Source organism: Chitinivibrionales bacterium (genome assembly GCA_035516255.1).
In the GTDB taxonomy this organism is placed as follows: Bacteria; Fibrobacterota; Chitinivibrionia; order Chitinivibrionales; family FEN-1185; genus FEN-1185.
The window spans coordinates 47,833-73,999 of record DATJAL010000025.1 but is presented as its reverse complement, the minus strand read 5'-3'; the positions used below and the strand labels follow the sequence as shown (position 1 = coordinate 73,999).

The window sequence follows — 26,167 nt, the reverse complement described above, 5'->3', positions numbered from 1 at the left end:
GGATTGTGCTTGGCTTTTTAGGTCCTGCCGGATTCCGGTAGGACTTTTTTTTGCTTTTCAGGTTTGATTAAGGAAGTGCCCGGCTTTCACCCGAGATCCAGCCGTTTAAAATGAAAAGCTTGACAGCACAATGCCGACGATAATCAGCACCGCCGCAATCAGCGAGCCTTTCCACGGTGTGTCCGCGCCGGTATTCCGGTGAAAGCGAAGGTTGGTCAGACACAATCCAAGGGAATACAGCGCGCACAGGGAAGGAATTTCGATTTTTACCAATGTACCGGCCTTGAATATGAATAGGAGCGGAGAGAGGATCAATAATATGCCGGCAATCAAGAAGCCGAGGCCCGTTGTTTCCATTAAGGCGAGGATGACTTGTTGCAGTCCTTTGCTCAGCGCGTTGAATGACCCGCCGGCGGCATGTTCATGAAAAGGCAGGAAATTTATTGCAAACAGGGATTTTTGCGCCATGGTCAATGAAATGACGCCGACGATGAGGTAAAGAACACTAGGGATGACGGCAAAGAAATTTTTCATGAATTTGATCCAATCGCGGTTATAAAATGATGGGATAGGTCAGGAATGTTTTTCTTTATGAATTTCGTCCAGATAACATTTCTTCTTACCGAACGCCTTTGCCAGCATCTGAAATTCTTCTTCTGTGCAGCTACCCTGTATTGCATCCAGCCATGAATCGGTTTTCGCGAAAACGGCGTTTATCTTTCCGCATGGATATTCGCAGCAAAATCCGCAATTTTTCATCCTCTTGGAATTTGCGCACTGCAACAAATCAGGATAAGCACACGGCTTTTCCGGCGAACAGCTGTTGCAGGCCAGTTCGGCAGCAAGGGAGGATTCCTTGCGCATGCCGAGTCGGACGTATAATGACTTTATTTTTTCCAAATCCTCAATCTTGCCGGATTTAGTGGCATGGTACCGGGGGCATACGTCGCAATTGTCGCCGCAAACGCCGATAGTGGCCATGATTTTTCCCTCATGGTGCTGTCAAGAGGTTTGGAAAAAACCGGTTCATAATCCGAACGGGAATTATTAAAAATATATCCGGTATTATCAACAATATCTCAAACATGAGGCGGAAAAAATCGACGAGGCCGTTGTTTCATTTGCTTGTTAAAATGCTTGGAGCTGGAGTAGGAAAGGCGACCGGGACCGTTCCGGACGTTTGACCGGCATAGTGTGCCATCTTCCTCCATCGATGCCGGTACGCCATATTCAGCGGCATTGTCCACCATGCCTGAACGGGCGAGCGCAGCGCCCGTTTGACAATGCAGGCGGGTGAATAAAACCGTTCGTTTGCATATCGGAAACCGGCCGACAGTTCGGCCGCGCTCATAAGCTTTGGCAAAAAGACCACATCATTGCGGCTGTTGTACTTCCGCCAGTCGCGCGTCACGATGCGGCCTTGCGCCTCGAGCCTGCTGAAAAGCGGCGTGCCCGGGAACGGCGTCAAAATGTTGAACGTCGCGTTCTGCACGCCGGTCTTTTCTAGAAAGTCAAGCGTGTCGCGGAATATCTCGGGCGTGTCGTTGTCAAACCCGAAAACGATCCCGGCCTGCACTGCGATGCCGTGCGCATGAATGCGCCCGATGATCTCCGCGTATTCCTCCACGCGGTTGAACCCCTTGTTCACCCCGCTCATGCTCGGCTGGGAAATGGACTCCAGCCCCAGAAACAACTGCCTGCACCCGCTGGCTTTGGCCGCCTCCAGAAAACCCTCGTCTTTTCCCGCCTGAACGGCCGCCTGGCTGCTCCACCATTTTTTATGGGGAGCAATGGCGGCGAACAGTTCCTTGGCGTATGCCATGTCGCCGGCGATGTTGTCGTCCCAGAAAATAATCACCTTGCCCTTGAACGAACCGTATTCGGCCGCGACCTCGGCAACGGGCCTTCTGCGCAGCCCGTGACAGTACATCACGGCAACGGTGCAGAAATCGCAGCAATGCGGGCAGCCGCGCGTGGCAAAGAGAACGCCGCTTGTGCGATCGCGCCGGTGGAACAATCCCTTGCGGGCCATGGGAATGTTTTCGAGCGGCGGCGCGGCTGTCTGTTGATAAACGCGAGAGCAAACCCCGGCTTCATACTCCCTCAGGAATTTCTCCCACAGGCCTTCGGCCTCGCCGATGAAAATCACATCGCCATGCTGCTGCGCCTCTTCGGGCACGAGCGTCACGTGCGGGCCGCCCAGCGCCACGCACGCGCCACGCGACCTGAAATGCGCGGCGATCTCGTACGCATGATACGCGCTCGGCGTGTGAAAGGTGATGCCGACCACGTCGGGCTTCGCGTTCCAATCGATTTTTTCCGCTTCTTCGTCAACGTGAAAAACCCGCCAATGACCGGGCACCCGCGCGGCAAGATAGGGCATGGTGATCTGCTGGAAATTGAGCACGCGCGGCTTTCTGATGCGTCGGATTTCGGGGGAGGATGCGGTGATGAGGAGAAGGGTAGGCATGGTCACGAAAAAATTCGCTCATTATTTCCAAAGTAATTGATTTATGATATGCCCTGATGAATCAGTATATAATGTCCGGCACAACCCGCCAGGATTTCCCTTCATGCCCCGGTTTTCCGGAAAAAATGCGCTGATGTGCCACAAATCAAAAGAATTGTTTTTCGGATTGATTTGTTTTATATCAATGTAAAAATATTTTGGATCAAGATGATTTTCTGAAATATATCCCCGCAGATTGCCGATTATCTGCTTCTGATCCGTGTTGATTTTACTATTATCAGTCAAGACCGTAAGCCCCATTTTCTCCGCTTGAACTTTTGCTAAAACAATTCTGTGAGAGTCTAGGAATTTCGGAAGTACGAAGGAGACCATTATTCCAACAATAATTATTGGTACCGGCAAGCCAAGAACAAGATGCGCTGAAGAGAGATAATAATACCCTTTACCATTTTTATCGGTTTTGTGGATCCAAAAGGACATAGGAGAAACCTAAGAAAATATCAGGTATAGTTATTCGCGCAGTCACTCCATCTGCCATTGCTTCGCCTCTTCAACCGTCATGAATTCCTTTGATATCAGCCCCCGGTTCGCGCCCACCGTTGAGGTGAAAACCACGTCGTTCCTGGATTTTTCGTCCTCCGGCAGCACATGGGCGATCCGGAGGTGCGGCAAAACATGCGCGAAAGATTGCCCGAAATCAAAGCAGGTGAGTATCGAGCTCTTCGAGGTGACCAGGTTTCTCAGGTCAACAAGGAGGCATGAACATGATTTTTCGCGGTACATCCGCAGCGCCTCGTCGCGAAAACCGCAGTAGGCCTCATGCGTGGCATCGCCGGAAATCTGCACGCAGACAATCCCGTCATTAGGATCGTATGAAATGGAAAACGGCATCGGCGGTTCTCTTTTTACCGGTTTTATGAGTTGTCAACCCGCTCATTGATTATGCCATACTCACGAAAAAATGGCAACGAATGTTTTAATGTTCCTTGACAGGACGTATAAGAACGGTTGTGCGGCGAGAAGAAAAAACCGGTTTATTTCTCAGTTGATTTGCTCATGACATAGGAAGACGTTGCCATTTCTAAAAGCCCGGGTCTTTGTCAGTTTGAGCGAAATTTTTTCCTTCACTCCCTCAAACATCGTCCTTCCCCTGCCGATCACCACGGGGTTCACCACGAATTGGTATTCGTCAATCAACCCCTCCTGCGCCAGCTGCGCAACGATGCTGCCGCTCCCGAGAATGGCCAGGCCGGGTCCGGGCTCCTTTTTCATGTTCCGGACTTCGGCGATCATGCCGGTTTTCACCAGCCGCGTGTTGTTCCATGACGCCTTTTCAAGCGTTTTTGAAAACACCACCTTGGAATGCCTGTTCATCTGTTCCGCCACAACAGGCATGTTTTTTTTCGCGAGCGGCGAGGTCCAGAATCCAGCCATCATTTCGTAGGTTTTTCTTCCGAACAAAAGCGTACCGCCGCCGGCAGCATTGCCCTGCACAAACGCGTCCCACTCGGGATCAGGCACGTCATTGTGCGCGAAGCTCATGTCGCTGTTCGCGTCGGTGAAGAAGCCGTCGAGGGAAATGTTGTTGAAGACGAGGAGTTTTGCCATGTTTGTTATCCTTTAACTTCAATTAAACTGCCGCGTTGGAATTGCACGACAAAAAATGGTTCGTCCCGAAGAATTAAACATTTTTTAAAGGAGGTCACGGAGAATTGTTATTCTTTCTATCCCATCCTAACTGCCAAACAGCAAGCAGCAAAAGGATATTGCCAAGGGGGATTTTAAACCGATAGCCGCCGACCCTCTTTTCTTGAACAAATCGAGCATTCACTGTAGTGTCCGAACTGTATCCAGCGTAAGCGGTGCCTTGCATCTCCAATTGATTAACTGTAAGCAGATGCTTGGTCACAGCATAATTGCCGTAAACAAGAACGAGTTCAAGTACGAATACTGTACAGATGGTTAACAATGCAAGGTTCTTTTTCCGCCCATATGCAACTACCGAGAGTACGATGCCAGCAAGAGCTGTAACAATAAAGAGGCTGTTCATTACAACGTTAATTGCATTCATGTTGATAGGATGAGAATGATTCATTGTCAGAAGAAGCACGACTAAAACCACGACGATGAGTAATACGGTAACGAGATATTTAATCAATTTCGGCCTTTCATTTTTCAACAGGCTCTTCGCATCATCGGAATAGGTCTGTTCTTGCGATAACACCAAGAAACTAAATATCCCTCTCCCCAAACGCAACTCCAACCCCCGCCAGAATTCCTTAGATTTGCTCTTCGCGTTAGGCCGGACTGTAGGGTGCGCTGGAGCGCATTGCCGGCCGACCCCACCGCGAAGCGGCATCGGGCGGTCCGGGAACGAGGCGAATAGCCTAGCCCGGAAGGAGGGCCGCCGCCGCGGAGCGGCGGAACGCCCGGATTTATATTTTTATTTTTTAGAATTGCAAATTATACGTCTATTAATTCCCATCCCGCATCTATCCTATTAATTATTTTCCTTTCCAGCCAAATACCCACGAAAAACATCCAATACAAGGAGTCCCACATGCCCGAAGCAGACACCTCAAAAGTCGAAAAAAACTTTTACACCGATGTGCCGCAGAAGAGCGAGCTTTTCTTTCTAAAAGGCTCCAACAGCTACGACTGGGGCATGAAGAACAGGCTTGCCAGGATCTTCAACGCCGAGTCGGGAAAGACCGTGATGCTCGCGTTCGACCACGGGTATTTCCAGGGTCCCACCACGGGCCTTGAGCGGCCCGACATCACGATACTGCCGCTTGCGCCGTTTGCGGACGCACTCATGCTCACGCGCGGGATTCTGCGCTCCGTGATCCCGCCGTCGCTCAATAAGGCAACGGTGCTGCGCGCCAGCGGCGGGCCGAGCATCCTCAAGGAACTTTCGAACGAGCATATCGCCATGGACATGGACGACGCCCTTCGCGTGAATGCGTGCGCGGTGGCGACGCAGGTGTTCGTGGGCGGGGAGCACGAGACGCAGTCGGTGACCAACCTCACCAGCCTGGTGGACGCGGGCAACAAGGTGGGCATGCCGGTGCTCGGCGTGACCGCGGTGGGCAAGGACATGGTGCGCGACGCCAAGTATATACGGCTCGCCACGCGCATGTGCGCGGAGCTGGGTGCCGCGTTTGTCAAGACGTATTTCGTGCCGGACTTCGAGACGGTCACCTCGGCCTGCCCGGTGCCCATCGTGATCGCGGGCGGCAAGAAGCTGCCCGAGCTCGACGCGCTCAAGATGGCGTACGAGGCGATCCAGCAGGGCGCCTCCGGGGTCGACATGGGCCGCAACATCTTCCAGTCCGAGGCGCCCGTGGCAATGATCAAGGCCGTGCGCAAGGTGGTGCACGAGCACATGAAGCCCGAGCAGGCGTTCGAGCTGTACCTGGCGCACGCGAATTTGCGGAAGCAGAAGGAAAAATGAGATAGCCGTAGAGACACGGAGGCACAGAGAAGACATGTAAGGTTAATGTTTGAAGTTGAAAGTTGAAGGTGTTTTTTTTCTTTGCTCCTAACCTATAACTTTCAACCTTTAACTTCCAACTATGGGTAATTTTTCTCCGTGTTCTCTGTGTCTCTGTGGCAGATTTTTATTGGAACATGACGAATAGACGGGAAGACCCGTAAGGAGCAACAGTATGAGCGGAAGGCTGAGCATTGGGGTCCTGAGCGCCGACCTCATGTCCCTTGCGGACGACATCGCGCTTTTGGAGAACAGCGGCGCGGGCATGCTCCATTTCGACGTGATGGACGGGCATTTTGTCCCGCAGCTCACCGTCGGGCCCGCGTTTGTCAAGGCGGTGAAGACCAAGATGCTCAAGGACGTGCACCTGATGGTCGAAGACCCCTTCGATTCCATCAAGCAGTACGCGTCGGCCGGGGCCGACATCATCTCGGTTCACGTGGAGTCGTGCGTGCACGTGCGCGCGTGCCTGCAGTTCATCGGCACGCTCAAGAACATCAACGACGCGCAGCGCGGCATCGCCGCCGGCGTGGCCGTGAATCCCGGCACGGCGCTGTGCGACGTGAAGCCGCTGCTCGAGGACGCCGACGTGGTGACGTTGCTCGGCATCAACCCGGGGTATCCGGGCCAGACCCTGTATCCCGACACCGCGGCCCGCGCGGCGAAGCTGTGGGAGCTCATCGAGGAGAGCGGCAGGGATATATTCCTGTGTATCGACGGGGGGGTGACAAAGGAGAACATCAACGAGGTGGCGAAGATGGAGCCGGACATCGTGGTGACCGGCAGCGCCGTGTTTGAGGACAGGAATGTGGCGCAAAACATCAGGATGATGACTGATGCGATAAAATAAAACAGTCCGCCACAGAGACGCGGAGGACACAGAGAATGCAGATAGTTTAAAGTTGGAAGCTGAAAGTTAAATGTGTTTTGCGTGTGCTGTGACTTTCAACTTTTAACCTTCAACTTTCAACTCTGTTTTTTCTCTGTGCTCTCCGTGTCCCTGTGGTGATTTTATTTGAACAATAGGATCATACATGAAGAACAAATGGTCTGAAAAAAACGCCAAGGAATTCGTGTCAAAACATGGCGCGACCGCCGGCAACTCCGTTGCCTTGCTGGCGTACGCAACGCGGCTGGTGGGAAGCGAGCCCGGGCTTGCCCTGCACGGCGGCGGCAACACCTCCATAAAAGCAACGGTGAAGACCATGGCGGGCGGCTCGGCCGCGCTGTTTGTCAAAGCCTCGGGCCTTGCGCTCGATTCGATAGGCCCGTCGGGTTTCGTGTGCCTCGATCTCGCATACGTCAAGAAGTTCAGGCAGCTTCGGTCAATAAGCGATTCAGGCATGGCAAATGAATTCCGAACGCACCTGCTCCAGCAATCGGACGCCACCGCGTCGGTGGAGACGCTCATGCATGCGTTTCTCGACAAGCCCTGCATCATCCATACGCACCCGGCCGCCGTACTCGCGCTGTGCAATAGGGAAGGCGGGGAGAAGACGGTTTCCGAGGCGCTCGGTAAAAACGTCGCGGTGCTGCCCTATGCCGACGCCGGGCTCGCGCTCGGCCGCGCCGTGTCCGACACCGTACAAAAGAAAAAAGATGCGCGCGCCGTCGTGGTGATGCATCACGGGCTCATAACCTGGGGCGCGGGGCCGAAGCAGGCCTACGACGACACCATAGAGCTGGTGAGCCGGGCAGAGGCGTATCTTAAAAAATCGCGCAGCCGCGAACTGCCTGTTGTCAACGACACGCCGGTCGAGACCGCCTGGAAGCGGTACGCCGCGGTCGCGCCCATGCTGCGCGGCCTGTTGTCGCCGGATTCGGGCGATCCCGACAATCCTCATGACAAGATATCGCTTGCGCCGCTCATTTCCGAGGAAGTGCTTGGCCTTCTGGGCGCCAATGGTGCAAAAGAGCTTTTCTGCACCGCGCCCCTCACGCCGGACTATTGCGTACGGACAAAATCATATCCGTTGTGGATTGACAACCCAAACTTTAGTGATGGCAACGCGTTCAGACGGCAATGTGCCGAGGCCGTCGCCTCGTTTTCCGAAATGTATGCGTCGCGTATCAAAAAATATTCGTCAACAAAAATCCAAACCGCGTCCCCAGGATTCGATGCCTTGCCGCGCGTGGTGTTTATTCCCGGGCTCGGCGCCGTGTGCGCCGCTAAAAACCCGAAAAGGGCCGTTGCGGTAGCAGACATCACCGAGCAGGCGCTGTTTGTCAAGCGCAACATTTTTGAAACCGGAGGCACCTACAAGGCGCTTGCGGAAAGCCATCTGTTCGAAATGGAGTTCCGCGGCTTCCAGGTGGCGAAAATGAAAAGCGGAAACGCGCCGCTTGGCGGCGCCGCGGCGCTGGTCACGGGCGCGGCGGGGGCGATAGGCTCGGGCATCTGCGAGGCGCTGCTTGAGCTGGGGTGCAGTCTCATGGTCACCGACCTCGCGGGCGATCGTCTCGACGCGATGGCGAAGGCCCTTAAAGCAACCCATGGAAACCGCGTCGCACATGCCCCGCTCGACGTGACCGACTCCTCTTCGGTCGCGTCTGCCTTCGAAACGGCAATAAAAGTATTTGGCGGCCTTGATATCGTGATCGTAAACGCCGGGCTTGCCCATGTGTCGCCGCTCGTCGAAATGGACGTTGAGGCGTTCCGCAGGCTCGAGCGCGTCAACATTGACGGCACGCTCAACCTGCTCGCCGAGGCGGGCCGACTCTTCAGGGCGCAAAACACGGGCGGCGATATTGTGCTCGTGTCGACCAAGAACGTTTTCGCGCCCGGCGCGAAGTTCGGCGCATACAGCGCCACCAAGGCGGCCGCGCATCAGCTCGGCCGCATCGCGAGTCTCGAATTCGCGGAGATGGGCGTGCGCGTGAACATGGTGTCGCCCGACGCCGTGTTTTCGCACGGGGCGACCAAGTCCGGGCTGTGGCAGCAGGTGGGGCCCGACCGCATGAAGGCGCGCGGGCTTGACGAAAAGGGATTGGAAGAGTATTACCGCCAGCGGAACCTGCTCAAGGCGAAGGTCACCGCCCGGCATGTGGCGAACGCGGTTTTGTTCTTTGTCACCCACCAGACCCCGACGACAGGTGCGACTATTCCTGTTGACGGTGGGCTGCCGGATGCGACGCCGAGATAAAAGTTTAATTCAATGTGCTAATTTTTAAATTTCAATTCGTATTTCATCGTTGAATTAATTGCAGCTGTTTTTTTGATAATAAAGATGTTTGAAGATTTTGGTTGCGAAAAACCACGCATTTCCCTTCCAAGCACATCATACAGGCCGACAACCTTCCAATTATAAACGGGACTCTTCGCAGGTGGGGGAATAACGGCTCCTACGGTTTGTTTGGGCCTATAATATGTAATCTGGTTGCTATAAAGGCCTTGCTCAATTGTCAAGGAATCAGCTTGTAAGGGGGGAATGGTGCTCGATGTTGCAACATACAACACATGAAAGGGATTGATGTCGCCGCTCATATACCCGCCGATTGCACGCCACGACGGGGGGCCATTGAAACTGGAATACTTCAAGGAATCCGGGTCATATTTTCCGATGGTGTCAAACCGGTCATTGAATTGAAGGAATTTTCCATTAAACAAATGATCGTCGCTGGGATCACGGCACCATTTTATGCCGGTTGTGTCGGATACCCTGACTGTGTAATAATCACTAGGAAGAAACGCGGAATCCGTTGTGTTGATCGGGATTGACCAGTAGGGAGAGGCATTTTTAAGCGCGGGATAAAAAAGGAAATCTGATTTTTCTCCAATTATCCAGGTTGCATTCCTGAATCGGACGGAACTGCTTGCAATAGTGGACGGGGTCTTGTTCAGGATTGTCATTTTAGACTGCATCGATAATCCAGGTAGTCTTTGCGGCGTGCCTTCCCAGAACTGGTATGCTGTCGTTTTAATGCAGGAGAAGAAGTAGACCGAGGTATCTCCTTTTACCAGGGAGGAATCGAGCACTTCGGTCCCCTCGATGTAGCCACCGCTCATGCCTAAAAAATTACCAAAACCGGCCCAAAGTACAAAAGTATCGCCAACCGCTATCTCCGCATTCGCATTCATGGAAAATAGAAAAAGTACTGTAAATGCCATGACTTTATTTTTCATATTGCATTTCTCCATGTTTTAGGCCTGCTAAAAGTAATATATAATAAAATTCATAATATTTAAACCGATAGATGATAAAAGTGTTTTCTAGCGGAAAACCTGGAATTCTGAGGTATAAATGGGTATGCCCGTTCGGAATGGCCTACCGTCCTCGGAGTCGGCGCTGATGGGGAAGAAACAAAACACAATTGAAATCTTTGGTTTTCGCGTTAGGCCGGACTGGAGGTCGTGCTGGAACACGATGCCGCCCGGACCCGCCTTTTGCAGAGACGCACGGCAGTGCGTCTCTGCAAATAGTGCCGTGGCGGCCCGAGGCCTATGGCCGAGACCGCATTATTATTTTCTAATCGATTTTACAGCCGCTACAATTTTCGCTATATGCTCCGGCGTCGTCCCGCAACACCCGCCGACGATATTCGCGCCGGCGGAAACAATCGCGGGCACCAGTCCCGCCATCATCTCCGGCGTTTCGGGATACACGATCTGGCCGTCCTTGGCCTGCGGCAGCCCGGCGTTCGCGTGCACGAGCACGGGCGTGGCCTTGTCGGCAGCGCGGATTTCCCGCACGATCTCGACCATCCGCTCCATGCCGTTGCCGCAGTTCGTGCCGATGACGTGCGCGCCGGCCTTGACAAGCGCGGCCGCCATTTCGGCGGGCGACACGCCCATCATGGTGCGAAAGGTGTTGTCGACGGTCTTGTCGAATGTGAACGTGCAGATGACCTCGAGCCTCGTGTTCTCCCGGGCCGCCTTCACCGCGATGCACGCCTCGTCGAGCGCGGTCATGGTCTCGATGCAGCACGCGTCGGCGCCGCCCTCCTCGAGTGCAACTGCCTGCTCCTTGAACGCGCCGTAGATTTCTTCTTCCGTGACGTCGCCCATCATGAGGATCTTGCCCGTGGGGCCGACGGACGCGATCACGTGCCGGTTTGGACCGGCTGCCTCGCGCGAGATCGCGGCAGCGGCGCGGTTCATTTCCCTTGCGCGTGCCTCGAGGCCGTAATGAATGAGCTTGAACCGGTTGGCGCCGAAGCTGTTCGATTCGATCATGTCGGCGCCCGCGCCCGCGTAGCTTTTCGCAATGTCAAGCACGTCGTTTTTCCGGGTGATGCACCAAAGCTCGGGGCACTGGCCCGGCTCGAGCCCTTTCTTGTGGAGAAAGGTGCCCCATGCGCCGTCGGAGACGAGGATGGAACCGGATTTGACGGTTTCGACGATTGTTTTCATGGTTTCCTCAAAAGATTTAGCCACAGAGACACGGAGGCACAGAGAAGGCAAAATGAGAGTTTGATAGGGAATGCTTATTGCTTCAACATCAATTAAACATTTGTGAAGGTTACCATTAAAACATTATTAATCTCAGTGTCTCTGTGCCTCTGTGGCCATCTTGTTTTATTTTCCCGAATTCAAGAAATCAACCGCTCCCTGGGGATCGGCGGAATATGCCGCGCCGATTTTGTCCGCGAACTCCCTGGTGAGCGGTGCGCCGCCCACGATCACCCTGATGCCGGGGAATTTTTCCTTGAGTTCCCTGGTCGTTTTTTCCATGTTCATCATGGTGGTGGTGAGCAGGGTGGAAATGCCCACGCTGCAGCCCGGGTGCTCGCCCGCGGCCTTTACGAATTTGTCAATGGACACGTCCACGCCGAGGTCCACCACCTCCCAGCCGCCGCCCTCCACGATCATGGCCACGAGGTTCTTGCCGATGTCGTGCAGGTCCCCCGCTGCGGTGCCGATCACGAACGTGCCCCTGCGCTTCACTGCGCCCGACAGGAAATACGGCTTGAGGTGCTTCATGCCCGCGTACATGGCCTTGGCCGCCATGAGCACGTCGGGAATGAACACCTTGTTGAGCCTGAACTTCTCGCCCACGTTGTACATGCCCGGCACGAGCCCTTTCGACAGAACCTCCTGGGGAGGAATCCCTTGTGTCAAGGCGAGCCCGGTGAGCTCGTCGGCCCCGTCCTTGCCCTTCATGTCGGGCGGAAACGGCGCGGCCGCGCTGATTTTCCCTTTTTCCACGCACGTTGCTATTTGGGAAAGTATGTCTGGCATCAATCCTCCTGTAATATTAATTTACTATAAATTCATGGCGCCTGCCAGTCGGCAACGGTTCTCCTTACGGGCTCGGCCATTCGGCCTCGTTGCCGGTCCGCCCCGATGCCTATCGGCGGGGTCGGCCGGCAATGCGCTTTGGCGCACCCTCCAGTCGCCCCTGGCGCAAGAAACCTCCCCCTCTTTTTGAAATGTAATAAGTGCTGGAATCAGTACCAAACGGATACAATTATAATCGCTCCATTATCTTATAACCACCGGCAATCATCAAACAATTAACTCGGCAGTACACAATTCCAATTCAGCCGCCGTCCGTGGGTGCGCCCAGCGGATGTGTGAAGCTTGCCACTGTCGGTACCCGGCCGCACCCAGGAGAGGGGAGTGCCGAGGACCCCGCAGACGCGCGTAGCGCGGCGAGGAGGCCGAGGCCGGGGGAGATACTTCTCCCCCGAATAATTTTTATTATCATTTATTTGGATCCAAAGCATCCCGCAATCCGTCACCCACAAAATTAAACGCCATCACCGACAAGAATATAAAAATCCCCGGAATCAGAATCCACGGATGGTACTGTATGTCCGACACGTTCATGGCGGCGGAGAGCAGGTTGCCCCAGCTTGCCTGCGGGTCCTGGATGCCGAGGCCGATGAAGCTGAGCGTGGACTCGCCGAGGATGTACGCCGGGATGGTGAGGGTGAGCGCCACGATGGCATAGCTGAGCGTCTGCGGCAGCACGTGGCGCGTGATGATGCGCAGGTCCGACGCGCCGAGGGCCTTGGCCGCCTTGACAAAGTCCTGTTTGCTGATGGAGAGGGCCATGCCGCGGATGATGCGCGCGAACCCCGCCCATTCGATGAAGCTCATGATCACCACGATGAGAAGGTACACGGCGGTGGACGAGAGCTTCACCGGGAACGCGCTGCGCAGCGCGAGCATGAGAAAGAACCCGGGCACGAGCATGAAGCACTCGGCGAACCGCATGAGCACGCTGTCGACCATGCCGCCGTAATAGCCCGAGATGCCGCCCACGAGGAACCCGAGCAAAAACGTGATCGCCACGCCGAAAAAACCAATGGTGAGCGACACGCGCGAACCGTACACGATGCGCGAAAAAAGGTCGCGGCCCACGCCGTCGCCGCCAAGGCAGTAGTAACGGCATTTTTGCGGCATTCCCTGCACGCCGTAGAGGTGGCGGCTGAGGGGAATGAACCCCCACAGCTTCACCTTGTCGCCCTTTGCGAACAGCGAAAGGTAATAGGGGGTTGCGCTGTCTTCCACGTACGCGCGCTCGGCATAGGCGTTGAAGGTATAGGAATACGGATAGATGAATGGCCGCAAAGAGAAATGCCCCTTGTAAATAAAATGCACCCTGCTCGGCGGCACGTACGAAAGCTCTCGGTCGCCGCTGTCGTACCCGTAGGGCGCGATGAACTCCGCCAGCAGCATGACAAAGTAGAACACGGCGAGCACGGCGAACCCGGCGATGGCGAGCGGGTGCCGGGAGAGCTTTCTCAGTTCGCGCTGGTTCCTGAACAGGTTCATGAGCGCACCCTCGGGTCCGCGACCACGAGCAAAAGGTCGGCGATGAGGTTGCCCACGATGAGCATGACGCCGCCCATGAGCATGCTGCCCATCACGAGAAAGGTGTCCTGCGCGCGCACCGCCTGGTAAATGAGGCTTCCCAGGCCCGGCCAGTTGATCACGATCTCGAGGATCGCCGCGCCCGACAGGAGTTCGGAGAACGAATAGCCGAACAGGGTGATGAGCGGGTTGATGGCGTTGCGCAATGCGTGTTTGTAAATCACCTGGTTTTCGGGAAGCCCCTTGGCCCGCGCCGTGATCACATACTGCTTGCGCAGTTCCTCGAGCATGTTGCCGCGCGCGATCCTCTGCAGCCCTGCGAGCGCGGTCACGGTGAGCACGAGCACGGGCAAAATGAGGTGGAGCGCCACGTCGCCGATCTTGGCGAACCAGGGAAGCGATTCGTGGTTGGGCGACACCATGCCCCCGATGGGAAGCGCGGCGAAGAACGGGATGTTGCTGAGCGAATAGATGCAGAACATGAGGATGAGCGCGAAAAAAAAACCGGGCAGCGACATGCCGAAATAGGAGATGAAGGAAAGGATCCGGTCGCCCCACGAATACTGCTTGACCGCCGCGTAGATGCCGAGCGGCAGCGCGATGAGCCAGGTGAAGATGATCGCCATCGACGACATGAGCAGGGTGTTGCCCACGCGCTCCGCGATCACGGTGGTGACGTTTGCCTCGCGCGAGAACGAGTAGCCGAGGTCGAGGTGGCAAAGCCGGCCGAGCCAGTAGCCGTATTGCACCACGGCGGGCTTGTCGAAATGGTATTTCTGCTCGATCTTCTTCACCGACTCGGGCGAGATGCGCGGGTCGAACCGGTATTTGGCGAGGATGTCGCCCGGCGCGAGGTTGATAAAAAGGAAAGTTATGAACGTCACGACGAGCAGCTGCGGGAGCAAAATGAGCGTACGTCTGATGAGGTCGTCGCGCATCACTTCACCGGCAGGCGGTAGATCCACTCGATGTTGTGGAGGACGCCGCCGTTGGGACAGGGGTTGATGTTGCCGAACTTGTTCGCGAGGCAGAAGATCTGCTCGGGCAGCGCGGTATAGATGAGCGGAAGTTGGTCGGCCGCGATGCGCTGCCATTCGTCGTAGAGCGCCTTGCGTTTGCTTTCGTCAAGCTCCTTCACCGCCGCGTCGAAGATGGAGTCGATACGCGCCTCCCACGGCGTCGAGGGCGTTTTCTGGCGCGGGAACCACATGTGCAGCGAGCCCGTGGTGTGCCACACGTTCTTTCCCATATGCGGCTCAACGCCGCCGGTGAGGCCGAGCATGATGGCGTCCCATTCGTACGGCGGGTTGTCGATGCGCTGGATGAGGCTGTTGAACTCAATGAGCTGAAAATGCACCCTGAATCCGAGGCGCTCGAAGTCCTTGCGGATGATCTCCGAGAGCTTCTGGCGGACGGGGTTGCCGCTGTTGGTGACAAAAGAGAAATCAACGGGGTGCCCCGACGGGTCTTCGACGATGCTGTCGTTATTCTTATCCGTAAACCCTGCCTCGGCGAGCGTCGCCTTTGCTTTTGCAAGATCGTAAGGGTAGGTGGCGACGTCCGGGTTGTAAAAATAACCTTCCGACGGGCTCATGGGGCCCCATTGGGGGTAGCCCAGGCCGTTCATCACGATGCGGATCATGCTTTCCTTGTCAAACGCATAGGCGACGGCCTTGCGAAATTTGACATTGCGGAACCACGACAGCTTTACCGAATCAACATATAATTTTCCGGTCTTGGGATCGCGGCCCGTGTTCTGGTTGAAGAACACGAAATAGCTGCCCGAGGACGGGCCGAGCCGGTACACCGTGTAGTTGCCCCGCGCCTCGTCCCTCTTGAGGCCCGGGAAGTCCTCGCCGTTCGCGTGCAGGTAGTCGATCTCGCCGCGCTTGAACCGCAGCAGCTCCGCGTTCTGGTCGAGTACGATCATGTACGCGATACGCGACAGATAGGGCAGACGGTTTCCCGCCGAATCTTTCCGCCAATACAGCGGGTTGCGCCTGTAAGTGATTTTCTGCTGGGAGATGAACGATTCCACGAGAAACGGCCCCGTACTGACCATTGAATCGGGCGGGGTCTGTATGCCGAGCGAATTCGAGAAGTTTCCACTCCCGTTTTTCAGGTATTTCTGATACTTATGCTTGGGCAAGATCTCTTGCGCCATGGCACGGAGGAACGGCGCGAACGGCGTCGGCAGCGTGAACTGCACGGTCATGCTGTCAAGCGCTTTCACCACCGGCTTTTTCCCGTCGATCACGAACATGTCGCGCGACGAATTCGGGTTGACGGAATCGTTGAGCACGAGGCTGTTGAACGTGAACTCGACGTCGGCAGCGGTGAACGGTGCGTTGTCCGACCAGACAACGCCGGGCCTGAGATGGAACACCCAGGTGAGGCCGTCCTTCGAAACGTCCCACGATTGTGCGAGGCCGGGCTCGGGCCTGAGCGTCACGGTGTTGATGTGGATGAGGCCCTCATACAGGTATCCGGTGAATTCGCTCGTCGTGGTTTCGATGGAAGTTATCGGGTTAAAGGATTTCGGGTCGGAAAAGGACGACAGGATTATTTCCCCGCCGGTCTTGCCGATGGCCGGCACAAACGCTTCGGCTTTTTTCTGGATTGCGGCGTAATCGACGGCCTCGAGTTGGCCCACCGGCTGCTTGGACTTTGAGCATTGCAGAGAAACAATAAAAAGCAATGCGCATAGGATGGCGGCGATCAGATGTTTCATGAATCTCTCCGGAGAAGTAAAAAATAACAGGAAAGAAAAATATATAGAAAAAGGGGTGGCGGACACCTAAATATTTTTCTCTCAATTCCCTTTTTCCTTCAAGTACCAACCCTCATTTCTGCCATTTGTTGATGAACTCATCGCTTTTTGCAATTCTCGTGATTGCCCCAATTTCATCATTTGTCCAGTTTGACAGAACGGATTTGCCCGGCAACGCTTCGCGAAAACCCTTTACCAGGCATTCCCGCAGTTCTTGTTCCTTTATTTCCGGCACTATTTCACTGATACAGGTGCACTTCTGAACGAGCAGCTTTTTCTGCGCCTCGCGTTCTTTTTCGTCAATGAGCAGAAAATCCGGGAGGCCCCTGAAAGCGGGCGAGAGGGGAATCGAGCCGTGCTGGAGCACCGCATGCGCCGTCCTTTTCTGCGCCGACCCGACAAGCTTCTTTCCGTTGACCATTATTTCATGGCGGTTGGGCGAGAGAAAGCAAGGGAGTTTTACGCCGCTTTTTGACGGGCCGCCGTACGATGAGTTGTGGCTGGAGCAATCGATGCCCGCATACTTGAGCCCTGCGATCAGGCAGCCCGAAATGATCCGGTAGGTTTCCATGAGCGTCGCGCCCGTGCCGGGAATTCCGCTTGAAAAAATGCAGGAATAGGTGACATCATGATCGTGGAGTACGCTCCTGCCGCCCGTGGGCCTGCGGATCCATTCGGTGCCGTGCTTTTCCAGCGCGGCCATGTCAAGCGTCCCATCGGGTTTTTCCGCAATGCCGAGGGTGATTGAAGGGTTTTCCCACGTGTAAATGCGGACAAGAACCGCCCGCCCGTTTTCGCATGTCGCAAGCAAATGCAGGTCGGCGGCCATGTTAAAGGCCGCGGAATGCGGAGAGTCATTAATGATTCGCGCTCTAATGCTCATGAAAAAGAAAATATAAAATGGAAAACAAGCGTTTTGTCTGGGAAATGAATCAACCGTGATTTTATTGATTCTTGAGCTTTCTTTATCCGCTTAAATGGTCAAAACTTGTGGCGGCGAAACCTCAAAAGAAAAATTTCCTTGTAATTCATTGAATTTTAAGTTAGTAAGAAAAATGCCCAAAAAAGCATGATAAAACCGGGGTGTATCAACCACAAAAACAAAAATTACCGATGGCATATCCTCATTAATAATCTCTTGAATTTCATCAAGATAAATTTTCAGCACATTGTTTGCTGCCTTATTATAACTGTATCCGATACCCTTTGTGCGGATATTAACCGGTAATTACAATTTGATTAAAAGATTTGCGGGTGTCTAACATTTAATCAATTCCATCAAGATTTTTATAATGGAAAGGAGGGGACTGGGCATATATTACCTTTTTTTATTTTTCAATTGACCAGAAAACAGAATGAATGTTTAACAAAGGAGGAGTACAGATGGTACGTAAAATCAGTTTGGTTTTTTCAATTCTCGCGGCAACGATATTCACGGTTAACGCGGGAACGGTTACGGGTGTTGTTGACTCGGGCACTGCCCCGAACAACAAGCCTCTGGCCGGCGTCATTGTGACGCTCACACCCGCCTTCGGCGGCGGCGCTTCGTATTCAGACACGACCCTTGCCACGGGCGATTATTCGATTGCGAATGTTCCTGCCGGGGTTTACGCCCCAACGGCAACACTGGATGGGTTCACCCCATACGCCGGAGCAAATATTGTGGTGACGGCCAATGGGACTGTGACGAGAAACATAAACCTCGTTCCCCTGCCGCCGGGCATCACCATTTCCGGTGCTGTCAAGGATTCGGTGAGCGGTGACCCGCTTGCCGGCGCGCTTGTCCGCCTTCGTACGATCGGCGGCGGCGCCACGACGGTTGATTCGGTGATAGTGGGTACTAACGGCCAGTATTCTCTCACCCATGTCCAGGCCGGCACTTATAACTTGGTCGCCAGCGCTGCGGGCCATACTGCCAAGACAGTTCGGACTGTTGTTGCTGCCGTGGACATCACCCAGGATTTCCTGCTTGTCGGCCTGCCTGCCGGCGTCGCGATTTCCGGTAGTGTAAAAGATTCGGTTTCCGGAACCCCTCTTGCGGGCGGCAAAGTTTATCTCAGGACTGGCGGCATAATTGGTGGGACAATAATTGACTCTGCGGTTGTTGGAACCAACGGTTCTTATTCCCTCGACAGCGTACAGCCCGGCACTTATTCAGTAATTGCGACAGCTGCGGGACACACCTCAAAGACGGTTAACGGCGTTGCGGTTGCCAACACCGCTGTTACCGAAGATTTCATGCTTGTCGGTCTGCCTGCCGGCGTCACGGTTTCCGGCTTGGTGGATGATTCCATCCGCGGAACGCCGCTTGCAGGTGCCATTGTTTATTTGCGCACTGCAGCTGGTGCTGGCGGTGGAACGATCCTCGATTCGGCGGTGGCTGGATCAAACGGTTCATATACTATTGACAGCGTACAGCCAGGCAACTACAGGCTGGAAGCCACAGCCACTGGTCATACTGCAAAAACGGTGGCAATAACGGTTGCCGCAGCCCCTGTTACCCAGAGCTTCCTGCTCGCCTCGCTTCCCGGCGTTACCATTTCCGGGCAAGTGGCCGATTCCACAACCGGTCAACCCCTTGGCGGAGCGGTGGTGAAGATCCTGTCGGGCGGCCTGGGCGGGACTGTTGTCGACACCGCCGTTGTGGCGGCAAACGGCACGTATACGCTGACCGATATTCCGGCCGGCACCTATACGATGACCGTGAACAAAGCCAATTACGGGACCAAGGTGAAAACCGTGACGGTGGCTGCGACTCCTCTGACCGAGGACTTCCTCATGGTCCCGGGTGTTGGCGTCACGACGCTTTTGTCAAGTGCGAAGTCCCGCGTGCCGCAGATCATGCTGGCGGCCGGGATGCTGCATCTTGCCAATTTCAGCGAGGCGGGAACGGTATCCCTGCTCTCCATCAGCGGCAAGCTTGTTTACCGCACCGGAATCACCGCGAACACGACCATGGTTGTGCTGCCGAAAACCATCACGAGCGGCATGTACCTGGTGAACGTTACGCAGAAGAGTACGGTGTATAACAAACAGGTGGTGATGCCGTAAGGCGGGTTTATTTGTCCTTGTAAACAAGAGGTCCCCCTTGTCAAGGGGGGCCTCTTATTATTAATGAAGGGATTTTTCTACTTCGGCACTTGGGAGTGAAGCTATGGTCAAAAAAACAGGTCTGCTCTGGCTGTGCGCCCTGGTAATGGCGTTTTCGTCCCACGCGCTCACACTCCGCGGCATTGTGACGAGCGCCGCGAGCAACGCGCCGGTCGTCGGGGCGGTGGTAACATTTACCGCCGGCGTAAACCAGTATCTTGACACGACGGTCGCCGGCGGAACCTACGAGCTTCCCGCCATCGAGCAGACCACCGGTCAGCTCGCCGTGGCCGCGACCGGATATGTGACGAACCGCCAGTTCCTGACCGGCCTGCAGAGCGTGGACACCGTCAACGTCCTCCTTACTCCCGCGGCCACCGGCGCGGGCGTCAAGCGAATTCTCGGCACCGTCACCGAGGTCGGCGGCGCGAACGCCGTTGCGGGCGCGCAGATCGTTCTGCTTCTGCGCGCGGGGCTCGCCTCCACCGCCCTTGACACGGAGGCGTCCGCGAACGACGGCAAATATCTTTTTGATTCCCTCGCCTCGGGAAGGTACGACCTGGCCGTGACAAAGACCGGATACCTGGATTACCTGTCGCCGGCCCCGCTCGACCTGCGGACGGCGGATTCGGTCTTGGCAAATGTCCAGCTCACGCCTGTCGGGAGCAGTGTGGGCACGCTCACCGGCAAGATTACCGCGGTTGACACGACTGTCGCCATTGCCGGCGCCACGGTGCTGCTCACGAGAACCACCACCGTAGGCGGCGTGGTGACGACCGTTTCGATCGATTCGGTATTGACAAATGCATCAGGCGTCTACACCATCGCCGGCGTTCCCGCCGAGGCGGGCTACCGGCTCACCGCTTCGGCCGCAACCTACGTGACCGCATCTTCGGCGAACCTGTTCAGGGTCGATTCGGCGGTGACCCGCATCGAGAACTTCAGGCTCGCCGCAGTGGTGGTGCCCGCGTGCATCATCAAGGGCACCGTCATCGACAGCGGCTCGCTTGCCGCGATCCAGGGCGCGCAGGTGGTCCTCCGCAAGCAGCAGCCCGGCCTTGCTTGGGTGCGGATTGATTCATCAACGACCGCGGCAAACGGCTCGTTTGCCTTTTCGGGCCTCGACATCGGAACCTATTCGCTCGTGGTGAGCAGGGGAGACTACCTCACCTACGTCACGCCGCTCAACCGGGCGGTCAACCTGACGGCAAATCCGGACACCGCGACGGTCGTCGTGGCCATGGCGCCGGTTCCAAAGGGCACGCTGCATGTGATGGTGCGTGACAATGCCAACAGCGCGATTACCGGCGCATCGGTAACCCTCATTCAACGGGCCGGGGGAGTCGCGCCTGGCCAGACCTACAACGCTACGACCGCGGTTGACGGCTGGACGGTTTTCTCAATGGTCATCGCGGGACCCTATGACATCACCGTTTCAAGAACCGGTTTCAACACCACCACCAGGACCGGCCAGCAGGTGGCCGCCGGCGCCGATGACACGATCTTCGTCACGCTCCAGGCGGCAACCGGTTCGTCAAAGACCGTGAAAGGCACGGTAAAGAACGCCTCGGGCGCAGGCATCGGCGCGGCCGTCGTGGTGCTCACCGCCCGCGCGGGCGGCGGCGCAACCCTGGCGCTGCTTGACACATGCGCTGCGGACGGCTCCTACGGCATAACCGGCATTCCCGCCGGCTATGCCGCGGCGTCCCTCTCGGTGACAAAGGCGGGTTACGTGACCAAGGATTCGGCCGGCATAGCAATAGCAAACGACACCACGACCGTCGACATCGTCCTGGCGCCCAATTCAGGTGTGACGTCGCTGCCCGCCCGTCCTCAGGCGGAGTTGCGCGTCACGGTCCTCGCCAACGCCCTTTATCTTTCGGGCGTAAAAGCGGAACTGCCGCTCCATGTGACGATCTATTCCGTCAACGGCCAGATGGTATGGGATCGGATTTACAATGGCGCGGGGTCGCTGATGATACCGCGGACATGGTCGCACCAGATCATGTACCTGAGGGTGGAGCAGGGGAACAAGGTCATCCGCGAGAAGATCGCCGTTCGATAGGGAATGTAAAAAAAGACGCGGCTGTTCCCCCCAATGCCCGCGTTTTTTTAACCTTCACTCTTTCCGATAAGGAAAGGGTGAAGGTTTTTTTTATAATGTAATGCTGCTGGAGGAAATGGGAGAGAACAAAAAGACATCGTCCAACATCGTTGAAAAAATGCCTTTGGACAATTTAAAGTTTATCTTATTTGACAAATATTCCAACAATTATCAAGAATATTCCAATTGTCGCAACGTTCCAGATTAAGGAACGCAACAATGGTATTCCAATCGCATATATGATTGCGTAAGCGATTCTTCCACAAAGATAAAAATATGCCCCTAAAATTATTAATGAGTTGTGACGTCCTGCCAGATGTGCAATTATTATTACAGATGCAAAAAATGGAAATGTTTCCAAATAATTTGATGCAATTCTTTCCATTCTTCCGGCAATGCCATTCAATGGAGGCATGATTTTGTCCCTATTGCCGGCGGTCCATTTATAACCGAATTGGAAGCTTGCAAAATGTGATGCCATGATAAGATGAATTATTCCCAGAATAACGCTTAAAACAAGAAGAGTAAGTTCAATAGTCATAATCGCCTTTCCCGCAGGTATGTTTGCAAGCGGTCCTAGTTGGAAGATGGGTGGCAATGGCCAACCAACGTTCCACGCATGACGAAGTTGCCGCCTATAATTTAGGCTCGTGCCAGCGAAGCGCGGACACGAGCCTTTACCTAGGTAAACTGCGGCAATTTGGGGCGAGGCTTTGGCCGCCCGGCATGCGTGTGTTGGTGGAAGTAAACCGGAACGCTGCCATAATGTAAATGTCTTTCTGTGGCGGCGTTCTTTGCCTTTTGTATTGCATCCCCCATTTCTTCAGCGCCGGAGCGGAGGATGAGCGGAGGCCGCTTTCCTCCATTCTTGAAATTGATGCTATCCAGACGCTCTCAAAGCTTTTACACTGCAATCACACAAGGTCAAAGCGATCCGCATTCATTACCTTATTCCAAGCCGCCACGAAATCCTGTACGAATTTCTCCTTCGAGTCGTCCTGTGCGTAGACTTCCGCGAGTGCCCGGAGTTGTGAATTAGAACCAAAGACAAGATCTACACGAGTACCCGTCCATTTAAGCTCATCAGATGAACGGTCTCGACCTTCGAATATATCACCCTGTTCCGACACCGGCTTCCAAATTGTGCCCATGTCAAGCACATTGACGAAGAAATCGTTTGTCAGCGTACCGGGTCGTTTAGTAAAAACACCGTGCTTAGACTGGTTGTAGTTGACATTCAAGACCCGGAGCCCACCCAAGAGAACGGTCATCTCTGGAGCGGTCAATTTCAGCAGTTGGGAACGATCAATAAGAAGCTCCTCCGTCGAAACCGAATATTTCCTTTTCTGAAAGTTCCGGAATCCGTCTGCAATCGGTTCGAGCAACGCAAACGATTCCACATCGGTTTGCTCCTGCGATGCATCCATCCGGCCAGGCTTGAAGGGAACGGTCACCGTAACGCCGGCTTTCTTTGCCGATTTCTCTATGGCGGCACATCCCCCAAGAACGATCAGATCGGCAAGCGATACCTTTTTTCCGCCCTTCGACGACCTGTTGAACACTGCCTGAATTTTCTCAAGAGCGACCAAGACCTTTTTGAGTTTAGCTGGCTCGTTAACCTCCCAGTCCTTTTGGGGGCAAAGACGGATGCGCGCGCCATTTGCACCGCCACGCTTGTCTGAACCGCGGAAAGTCGAAGCCGAAGCCCAGGCAATTGAGACCAGCTCGGAAATAGAAAGGCCGGATGCGAGGATTTTTGCCTTGAGGGCTGCAATATCCTTAGCGGTAATCAATTTGTGATTAACAGTCGGAATCGGGTCCTGCCAGATCAAGTCTTCTTGAGGAACTTCCGGTCCAAGATAGCGTGTTTTCGGTCCCATGTCGCGATGCGTTAATTTGAACCAAGCACGGGCGAATGCGTCGGCAAAGGCTTCCGGGTCTTTATGGAAACGCCGGGCAATAGGCTCGTAAATAGGGTCAAACCGTAAAGACAGGTCGGCAGTGGTCATCATGGGCGGATGCTTTTTAGTTGGGTTGTGCGCGTCGGGAATCATGTGCTCCGGTTTCACGTTTTTTGCATACCATTGTTTGGCCCCGGCAGGACTTTTGACCAGTTCCCATTCATACCCGAAGAGCATGTCGAAATAACCGTTGTCCCATTTTGTCGGGTTAGGTTTCCATGCCCCTTCTATGCCGCTGCTCGTCGTATGTTCTCCCTTTCCGGTACCGAATGAATTTTTCCAACCCAAACCCTGTTCTTCAATAGGGGCGGCTTCGGGTTCTGGGCCGACAAGTTTAGGGTCGCCTGCGCCGTGCGCTTTTCCGAATGAATGTCCACCGGCAACGAGAGCAACCGTTTCCTCGTCGTTCATGCCCATGCGCCCGAACGTCACGCGCACGTCACGTCCTGACGCAACGGGATCTGGGTTGCCGTTCGGCCCTTCGGGATTAACGTAAATAAGTCCCATCTGGACGGCGGCAAGAGGATTCTCAAGGTCACGGTCGCCGCTGTAGCGTTTATCACCGAGCCAGGTATCTTCCTTGCCCCAGTAAATATCCTCTTCTGGTTCCCAAATATCAACACGGCCGCCGCCAAACCCGAATGTTTTGAACCCCATCGATTCCAGCGCGCAGTTCCCGGCAAGAATCATGAGATCGGCCCATGAAATCTTATTTCCGTATTTTCGTTTCACTGGCCAGAGAAGACGACGTGCCTTGTCAAGGTTCACATTATCCGGCCAACTATTAAGCGGTGCGAACCGCTGATTGCCTGTGCCACCGCCACCGCGACCGTCCGATGTGCGGTAGGTCCCGGCGCTATGCCACGCCATGCGGATCATCAGGCCGCCATAATGACGCCAATCGGCTGGCCACCATTCCTGTGAATCGGTCATCAGTTTGTAAAGGTCCTTTTTCAAGGCCTTCAAATCAAGTTTCTTGAATTCTTTGGCATAATCGAAGTCTGAACCCAGAGGATTGGACAGCTCAGTGTGTTGGTGAAGAACGCCAAGATTCAATTGGTTTGGCCACCAGTCACGATTTGAAGTGCCGCGGCCAGCCGGAATAGCACTAGTTTCTCCCGTCACCGGGCATTTGATCTCTTTATCCATAATTCTTTCTCCTTTTCATAATATGAAATTAGAATTACCAGTTTTCGGCAAGAAGTTCAAAATGTGCCTGCGGATGTGCACAGGCTGGACAGGTGCCCGGCGCTTCTTCACCTTCATGAATATAACCGCAATTCCGGCAGCGCCAAACAACTTTTTGGGCTTTCTTGAAAACAGTTCCTTCCTCGACATTCTTCAGTAAACCAAGATAACGCTTTTCATGCTGCTTTTCGGCGACGGAAACATTTTCAAAAAGCGCGGCAATTGCCGGAAAGCCTTCTTGTTTCGCTTTGGCGGCAAAGGCAGGATATACATCCGTCCATTCTTCATGTTCTCCACTTGCCGATGCTTTTAAATTGTCAATTGTCTTTCCTATTACTCCGGCAGGATAGCATGCTATTATTTCCGGCATACCCCCTTCAAGAAAGCTGAAAAATCTCTTCGCGTGCTCTTTCTCCTGATTTGCCGTTTCCTCGAAAACATCGGCGATTTGAACATATCCTTCTTTGCGCGCCACACCAGCGAAATAAGTATAACGATTGCGAGCCTGTGATTCACCGGCAAATGCCTTGAGAAGATTTTTCTCCGTTTCAGTTCCTTTTATGAAAGCCATTTACTTCCCCTTTCGTTTGGTTGTTTGTTTATGATAAATTTGACATTTTTCACAAAGACCAAAAAAATCTATTCGATGTCGGGATATTTTAAAAGAACTCAGCCGTTCGGCCTTTTTATTAATATCAGAATACTCCGGCATCTCGAAATCAATGACTGCACCGCATTTTTCACAAACAAGATGGTAATGTGGAGCAATCTTGGCTTCAAAACGGTCGAACGTGCTGCCAAAAGGCAATTTCTGAATATGACCTTGCGAAATAAGAATATGTAAATTGCGATACACGGTGCCAAGGCTCAATTCAGGAATTTCCTCTTTCAGCTTTTTATAAATCCAATCCGCGGTAGGATGAGATTTTGTCCCTTTTAGTATTTCAAGGATTCGTTCCCTCTGCTGACTACGCCGGTACTGCATATGTTCCTTATCAGTAATCGTTATTATTATTAATATGCTTCGGAGGTAATGGCCGTGTCAAATATTTTTTCGCCCCGGGACGTGGCGCGGTTTAAAGGGGGCTGCATTTCAATTCTTCTTGTCTTCCGCCGCCGCCTATCAATTCATTCGTTCCGGTTTATTTAAACCAACTACAGGCATGTTGCATTTCCCCCAATATACCAAAACGGCGTATTGTACGCAACATACCTTCATGCACTATACCAAATCGGCAAATATTCTGCAGGTCTTAACAGGATTTTACTGATGGCCGATCAGGTAACGCCTGTGTGGAATTCAGGGGGTTTTATATGTGGGAAGCGGAGCGG

24 protein-coding genes are annotated in these 26,167 nt (G+C 54.2%); 5 read left to right on the top strand and 19 right to left on the bottom strand.

Features of this window, described 5'->3' with window-relative positions; translation table 11 throughout:
- Positions 1-105: 105 nt before the first annotated feature.
- The 7 genes from VLX68_07530 to VLX68_07500 form a co-directional block, all read right to left on the bottom strand.
- On the bottom strand, positions 106-534 hold the full coding sequence (locus tag VLX68_07530) for a hypothetical protein (GenBank protein ID HUI92081.1): 429 nt from the start codon (positions 532-534) through the stop codon (positions 106-108).
- 39 nt (positions 535-573) lie between these two features.
- Positions 574-981: a DUF3795 domain-containing protein gene (locus VLX68_07525; protein HUI92080.1), complete on the bottom strand. Its 408-nt coding sequence runs from the start codon at positions 979-981 to the stop codon at positions 574-576.
- A 136-nt stretch (positions 982-1,117) separates the two neighbouring features.
- On the bottom strand, positions 1,118-2,470 hold the full coding sequence (locus tag VLX68_07520) for a radical SAM protein (GenBank protein HUI92079.1): 1,353 nt from the start codon (positions 2,468-2,470) through the stop codon (positions 1,118-1,120).
- A gap of 21 nt (positions 2,471-2,491) precedes the next feature.
- A complete protein-coding gene (locus VLX68_07515; protein ID HUI92078.1) occupies positions 2,492-2,950 on the bottom strand; it encodes a hypothetical protein in 459 nt (152 codons plus the stop codon).
- 42 nt (positions 2,951-2,992) lie between these two features.
- Complete coding sequence (locus VLX68_07510) at positions 2,993-3,361, bottom strand: hypothetical protein (GenBank protein ID HUI92077.1); 369 nt, start codon at positions 3,359-3,361, stop codon at positions 2,993-2,995.
- Positions 3,362-3,511: 150 nt separating this feature from the next.
- Positions 3,512-4,078, bottom strand: a complete 567-nt coding sequence (locus VLX68_07505) for a dihydrofolate reductase family protein (GenBank protein ID HUI92076.1) — start codon at positions 4,076-4,078, stop codon at positions 3,512-3,514.
- A gap of 94 nt (positions 4,079-4,172) precedes the next feature.
- Positions 4,173-4,829, bottom strand: a complete 657-nt coding sequence (locus tag VLX68_07500; protein ID HUI92075.1) for a hypothetical protein — start codon at positions 4,827-4,829, stop codon at positions 4,173-4,175.
- A 201-nt stretch (positions 4,830-5,030) separates the two neighbouring features.
- On the opposite strand from VLX68_07500, the gene lsrF reads away from it, so the two are divergent.
- The 3 genes from lsrF (at position 5,031) to VLX68_07485 (ending at position 9,106) form a co-directional block, all read left to right on the top strand.
- Positions 5,031-5,924, top strand: coding sequence for a 3-hydroxy-5-phosphonooxypentane-2,4-dione thiolase (gene lsrF, locus VLX68_07495; protein HUI92074.1), 894 nt, complete (start codon positions 5,031-5,033; stop codon positions 5,922-5,924).
- 214 nt (positions 5,925-6,138) lie between these two features.
- On the top strand, positions 6,139-6,813 hold the full coding sequence (locus VLX68_07490; GenBank protein ID HUI92073.1) for a ribulose-phosphate 3-epimerase: 675 nt from the start codon (positions 6,139-6,141) through the stop codon (positions 6,811-6,813).
- Positions 6,814-6,997: 184 nt separating this feature from the next.
- A complete protein-coding gene (locus tag VLX68_07485; protein ID HUI92072.1) occupies positions 6,998-9,106 on the top strand; it encodes a bifunctional aldolase/short-chain dehydrogenase in 2,109 nt (702 codons plus the stop codon).
- Between the two features lie 17 nt (positions 9,107-9,123).
- On the opposite strand, the gene VLX68_07480 is transcribed toward VLX68_07485, so the two are convergent.
- From VLX68_07480 to VLX68_07445, 8 genes are all read right to left on the bottom strand, one after another.
- A complete protein-coding gene (locus tag VLX68_07480; protein HUI92071.1) occupies positions 9,124-10,086 on the bottom strand; it encodes a hypothetical protein in 963 nt (320 codons plus the stop codon).
- A gap of 336 nt (positions 10,087-10,422) precedes the next feature.
- Positions 10,423-11,313 (bottom strand): homocysteine S-methyltransferase family protein, encoded by an 891-nt coding sequence (locus tag VLX68_07475; protein ID HUI92070.1) that lies wholly within the window; start codon positions 11,311-11,313, stop codon positions 10,423-10,425.
- A gap of 165 nt (positions 11,314-11,478) precedes the next feature.
- Complete coding sequence (locus VLX68_07470) at positions 11,479-12,141, bottom strand: corrinoid protein (GenBank protein ID HUI92069.1); 663 nt, start codon at positions 12,139-12,141, stop codon at positions 11,479-11,481.
- Positions 12,142-12,606: 465 nt separating this feature from the next.
- Positions 12,607-13,683: an ABC transporter permease gene (locus tag VLX68_07465; protein HUI92068.1), complete on the bottom strand. Its 1,077-nt coding sequence runs from the start codon at positions 13,681-13,683 to the stop codon at positions 12,607-12,609.
- On the bottom strand, positions 13,680-14,660 hold the full coding sequence (locus VLX68_07460; protein ID HUI92067.1) for an ABC transporter permease: 981 nt from the start codon (positions 14,658-14,660) through the stop codon (positions 13,680-13,682). Before VLX68_07460 ends, VLX68_07465 begins: the two co-directional genes overlap by 4 nt.
- On the bottom strand, positions 14,660-16,453 hold the full coding sequence (locus VLX68_07455; protein HUI92066.1) for an ABC transporter substrate-binding protein: 1,794 nt from the start codon (positions 16,451-16,453) through the stop codon (positions 14,660-14,662). Before VLX68_07455 ends, VLX68_07460 begins: the two co-directional genes overlap by 1 nt.
- A 112-nt stretch (positions 16,454-16,565) precedes the next feature.
- Entirely contained in the window at positions 16,566-17,321 is a 756-nt protein-coding gene (locus VLX68_07450) for a hypothetical protein (protein HUI92065.1), read from the bottom strand.
- 144 nt (positions 17,322-17,465) lie between these two features.
- Positions 17,466-17,660: a hypothetical protein gene (locus VLX68_07445; protein HUI92064.1), complete on the bottom strand. Its 195-nt coding sequence runs from the start codon at positions 17,658-17,660 to the stop codon at positions 17,466-17,468.
- Positions 17,661-17,875: 215 nt separating this feature from the next.
- Between VLX68_07445 and VLX68_07440 the strand changes: the two genes are divergently transcribed.
- Both VLX68_07440 and VLX68_07435 read left to right on the top strand, forming a co-directional pair.
- Positions 17,876-19,543 carry a carboxypeptidase regulatory-like domain-containing protein gene (locus tag VLX68_07440; GenBank protein HUI92063.1) on the top strand — a complete coding sequence of 556 codons (1,668 nt, stop codon included), beginning with the start codon at positions 17,876-17,878 and terminating at the stop codon, positions 19,541-19,543.
- A gap of 103 nt (positions 19,544-19,646) precedes the next feature.
- Complete coding sequence (locus VLX68_07435) at positions 19,647-21,647, top strand: carboxypeptidase regulatory-like domain-containing protein (GenBank protein HUI92062.1); 2,001 nt, start codon at positions 19,647-19,649, stop codon at positions 21,645-21,647.
- 184 nt (positions 21,648-21,831) lie between these two features.
- Here VLX68_07435 and VLX68_07430 read toward each other — a convergent pair whose 3' ends face one another.
- The 4 genes from VLX68_07430 to VLX68_07415 form a co-directional block, all read right to left on the bottom strand.
- Positions 21,832-22,227 carry an MAPEG family protein gene (locus tag VLX68_07430; protein HUI92061.1) on the bottom strand — a complete coding sequence of 132 codons (396 nt, stop codon included), beginning with the start codon at positions 22,225-22,227 and terminating at the stop codon, positions 21,832-21,834.
- A 373-nt stretch (positions 22,228-22,600) separates the two neighbouring features.
- A complete protein-coding gene (gene katG / locus VLX68_07425) occupies positions 22,601-24,796 on the bottom strand; it encodes a catalase/peroxidase HPI (protein HUI92060.1) in 2,196 nt (731 codons plus the stop codon).
- Between the two features lie 34 nt (positions 24,797-24,830).
- Entirely contained in the window at positions 24,831-25,406 is a 576-nt protein-coding gene (locus VLX68_07420; protein ID HUI92059.1) for a rubrerythrin family protein, read from the bottom strand.
- Positions 25,407-25,820, bottom strand: coding sequence for a transcriptional repressor (locus VLX68_07415; protein ID HUI92058.1), 414 nt, complete (start codon positions 25,818-25,820; stop codon positions 25,407-25,409).
- Positions 25,821-26,167: the final 347 nt, after the last annotated feature.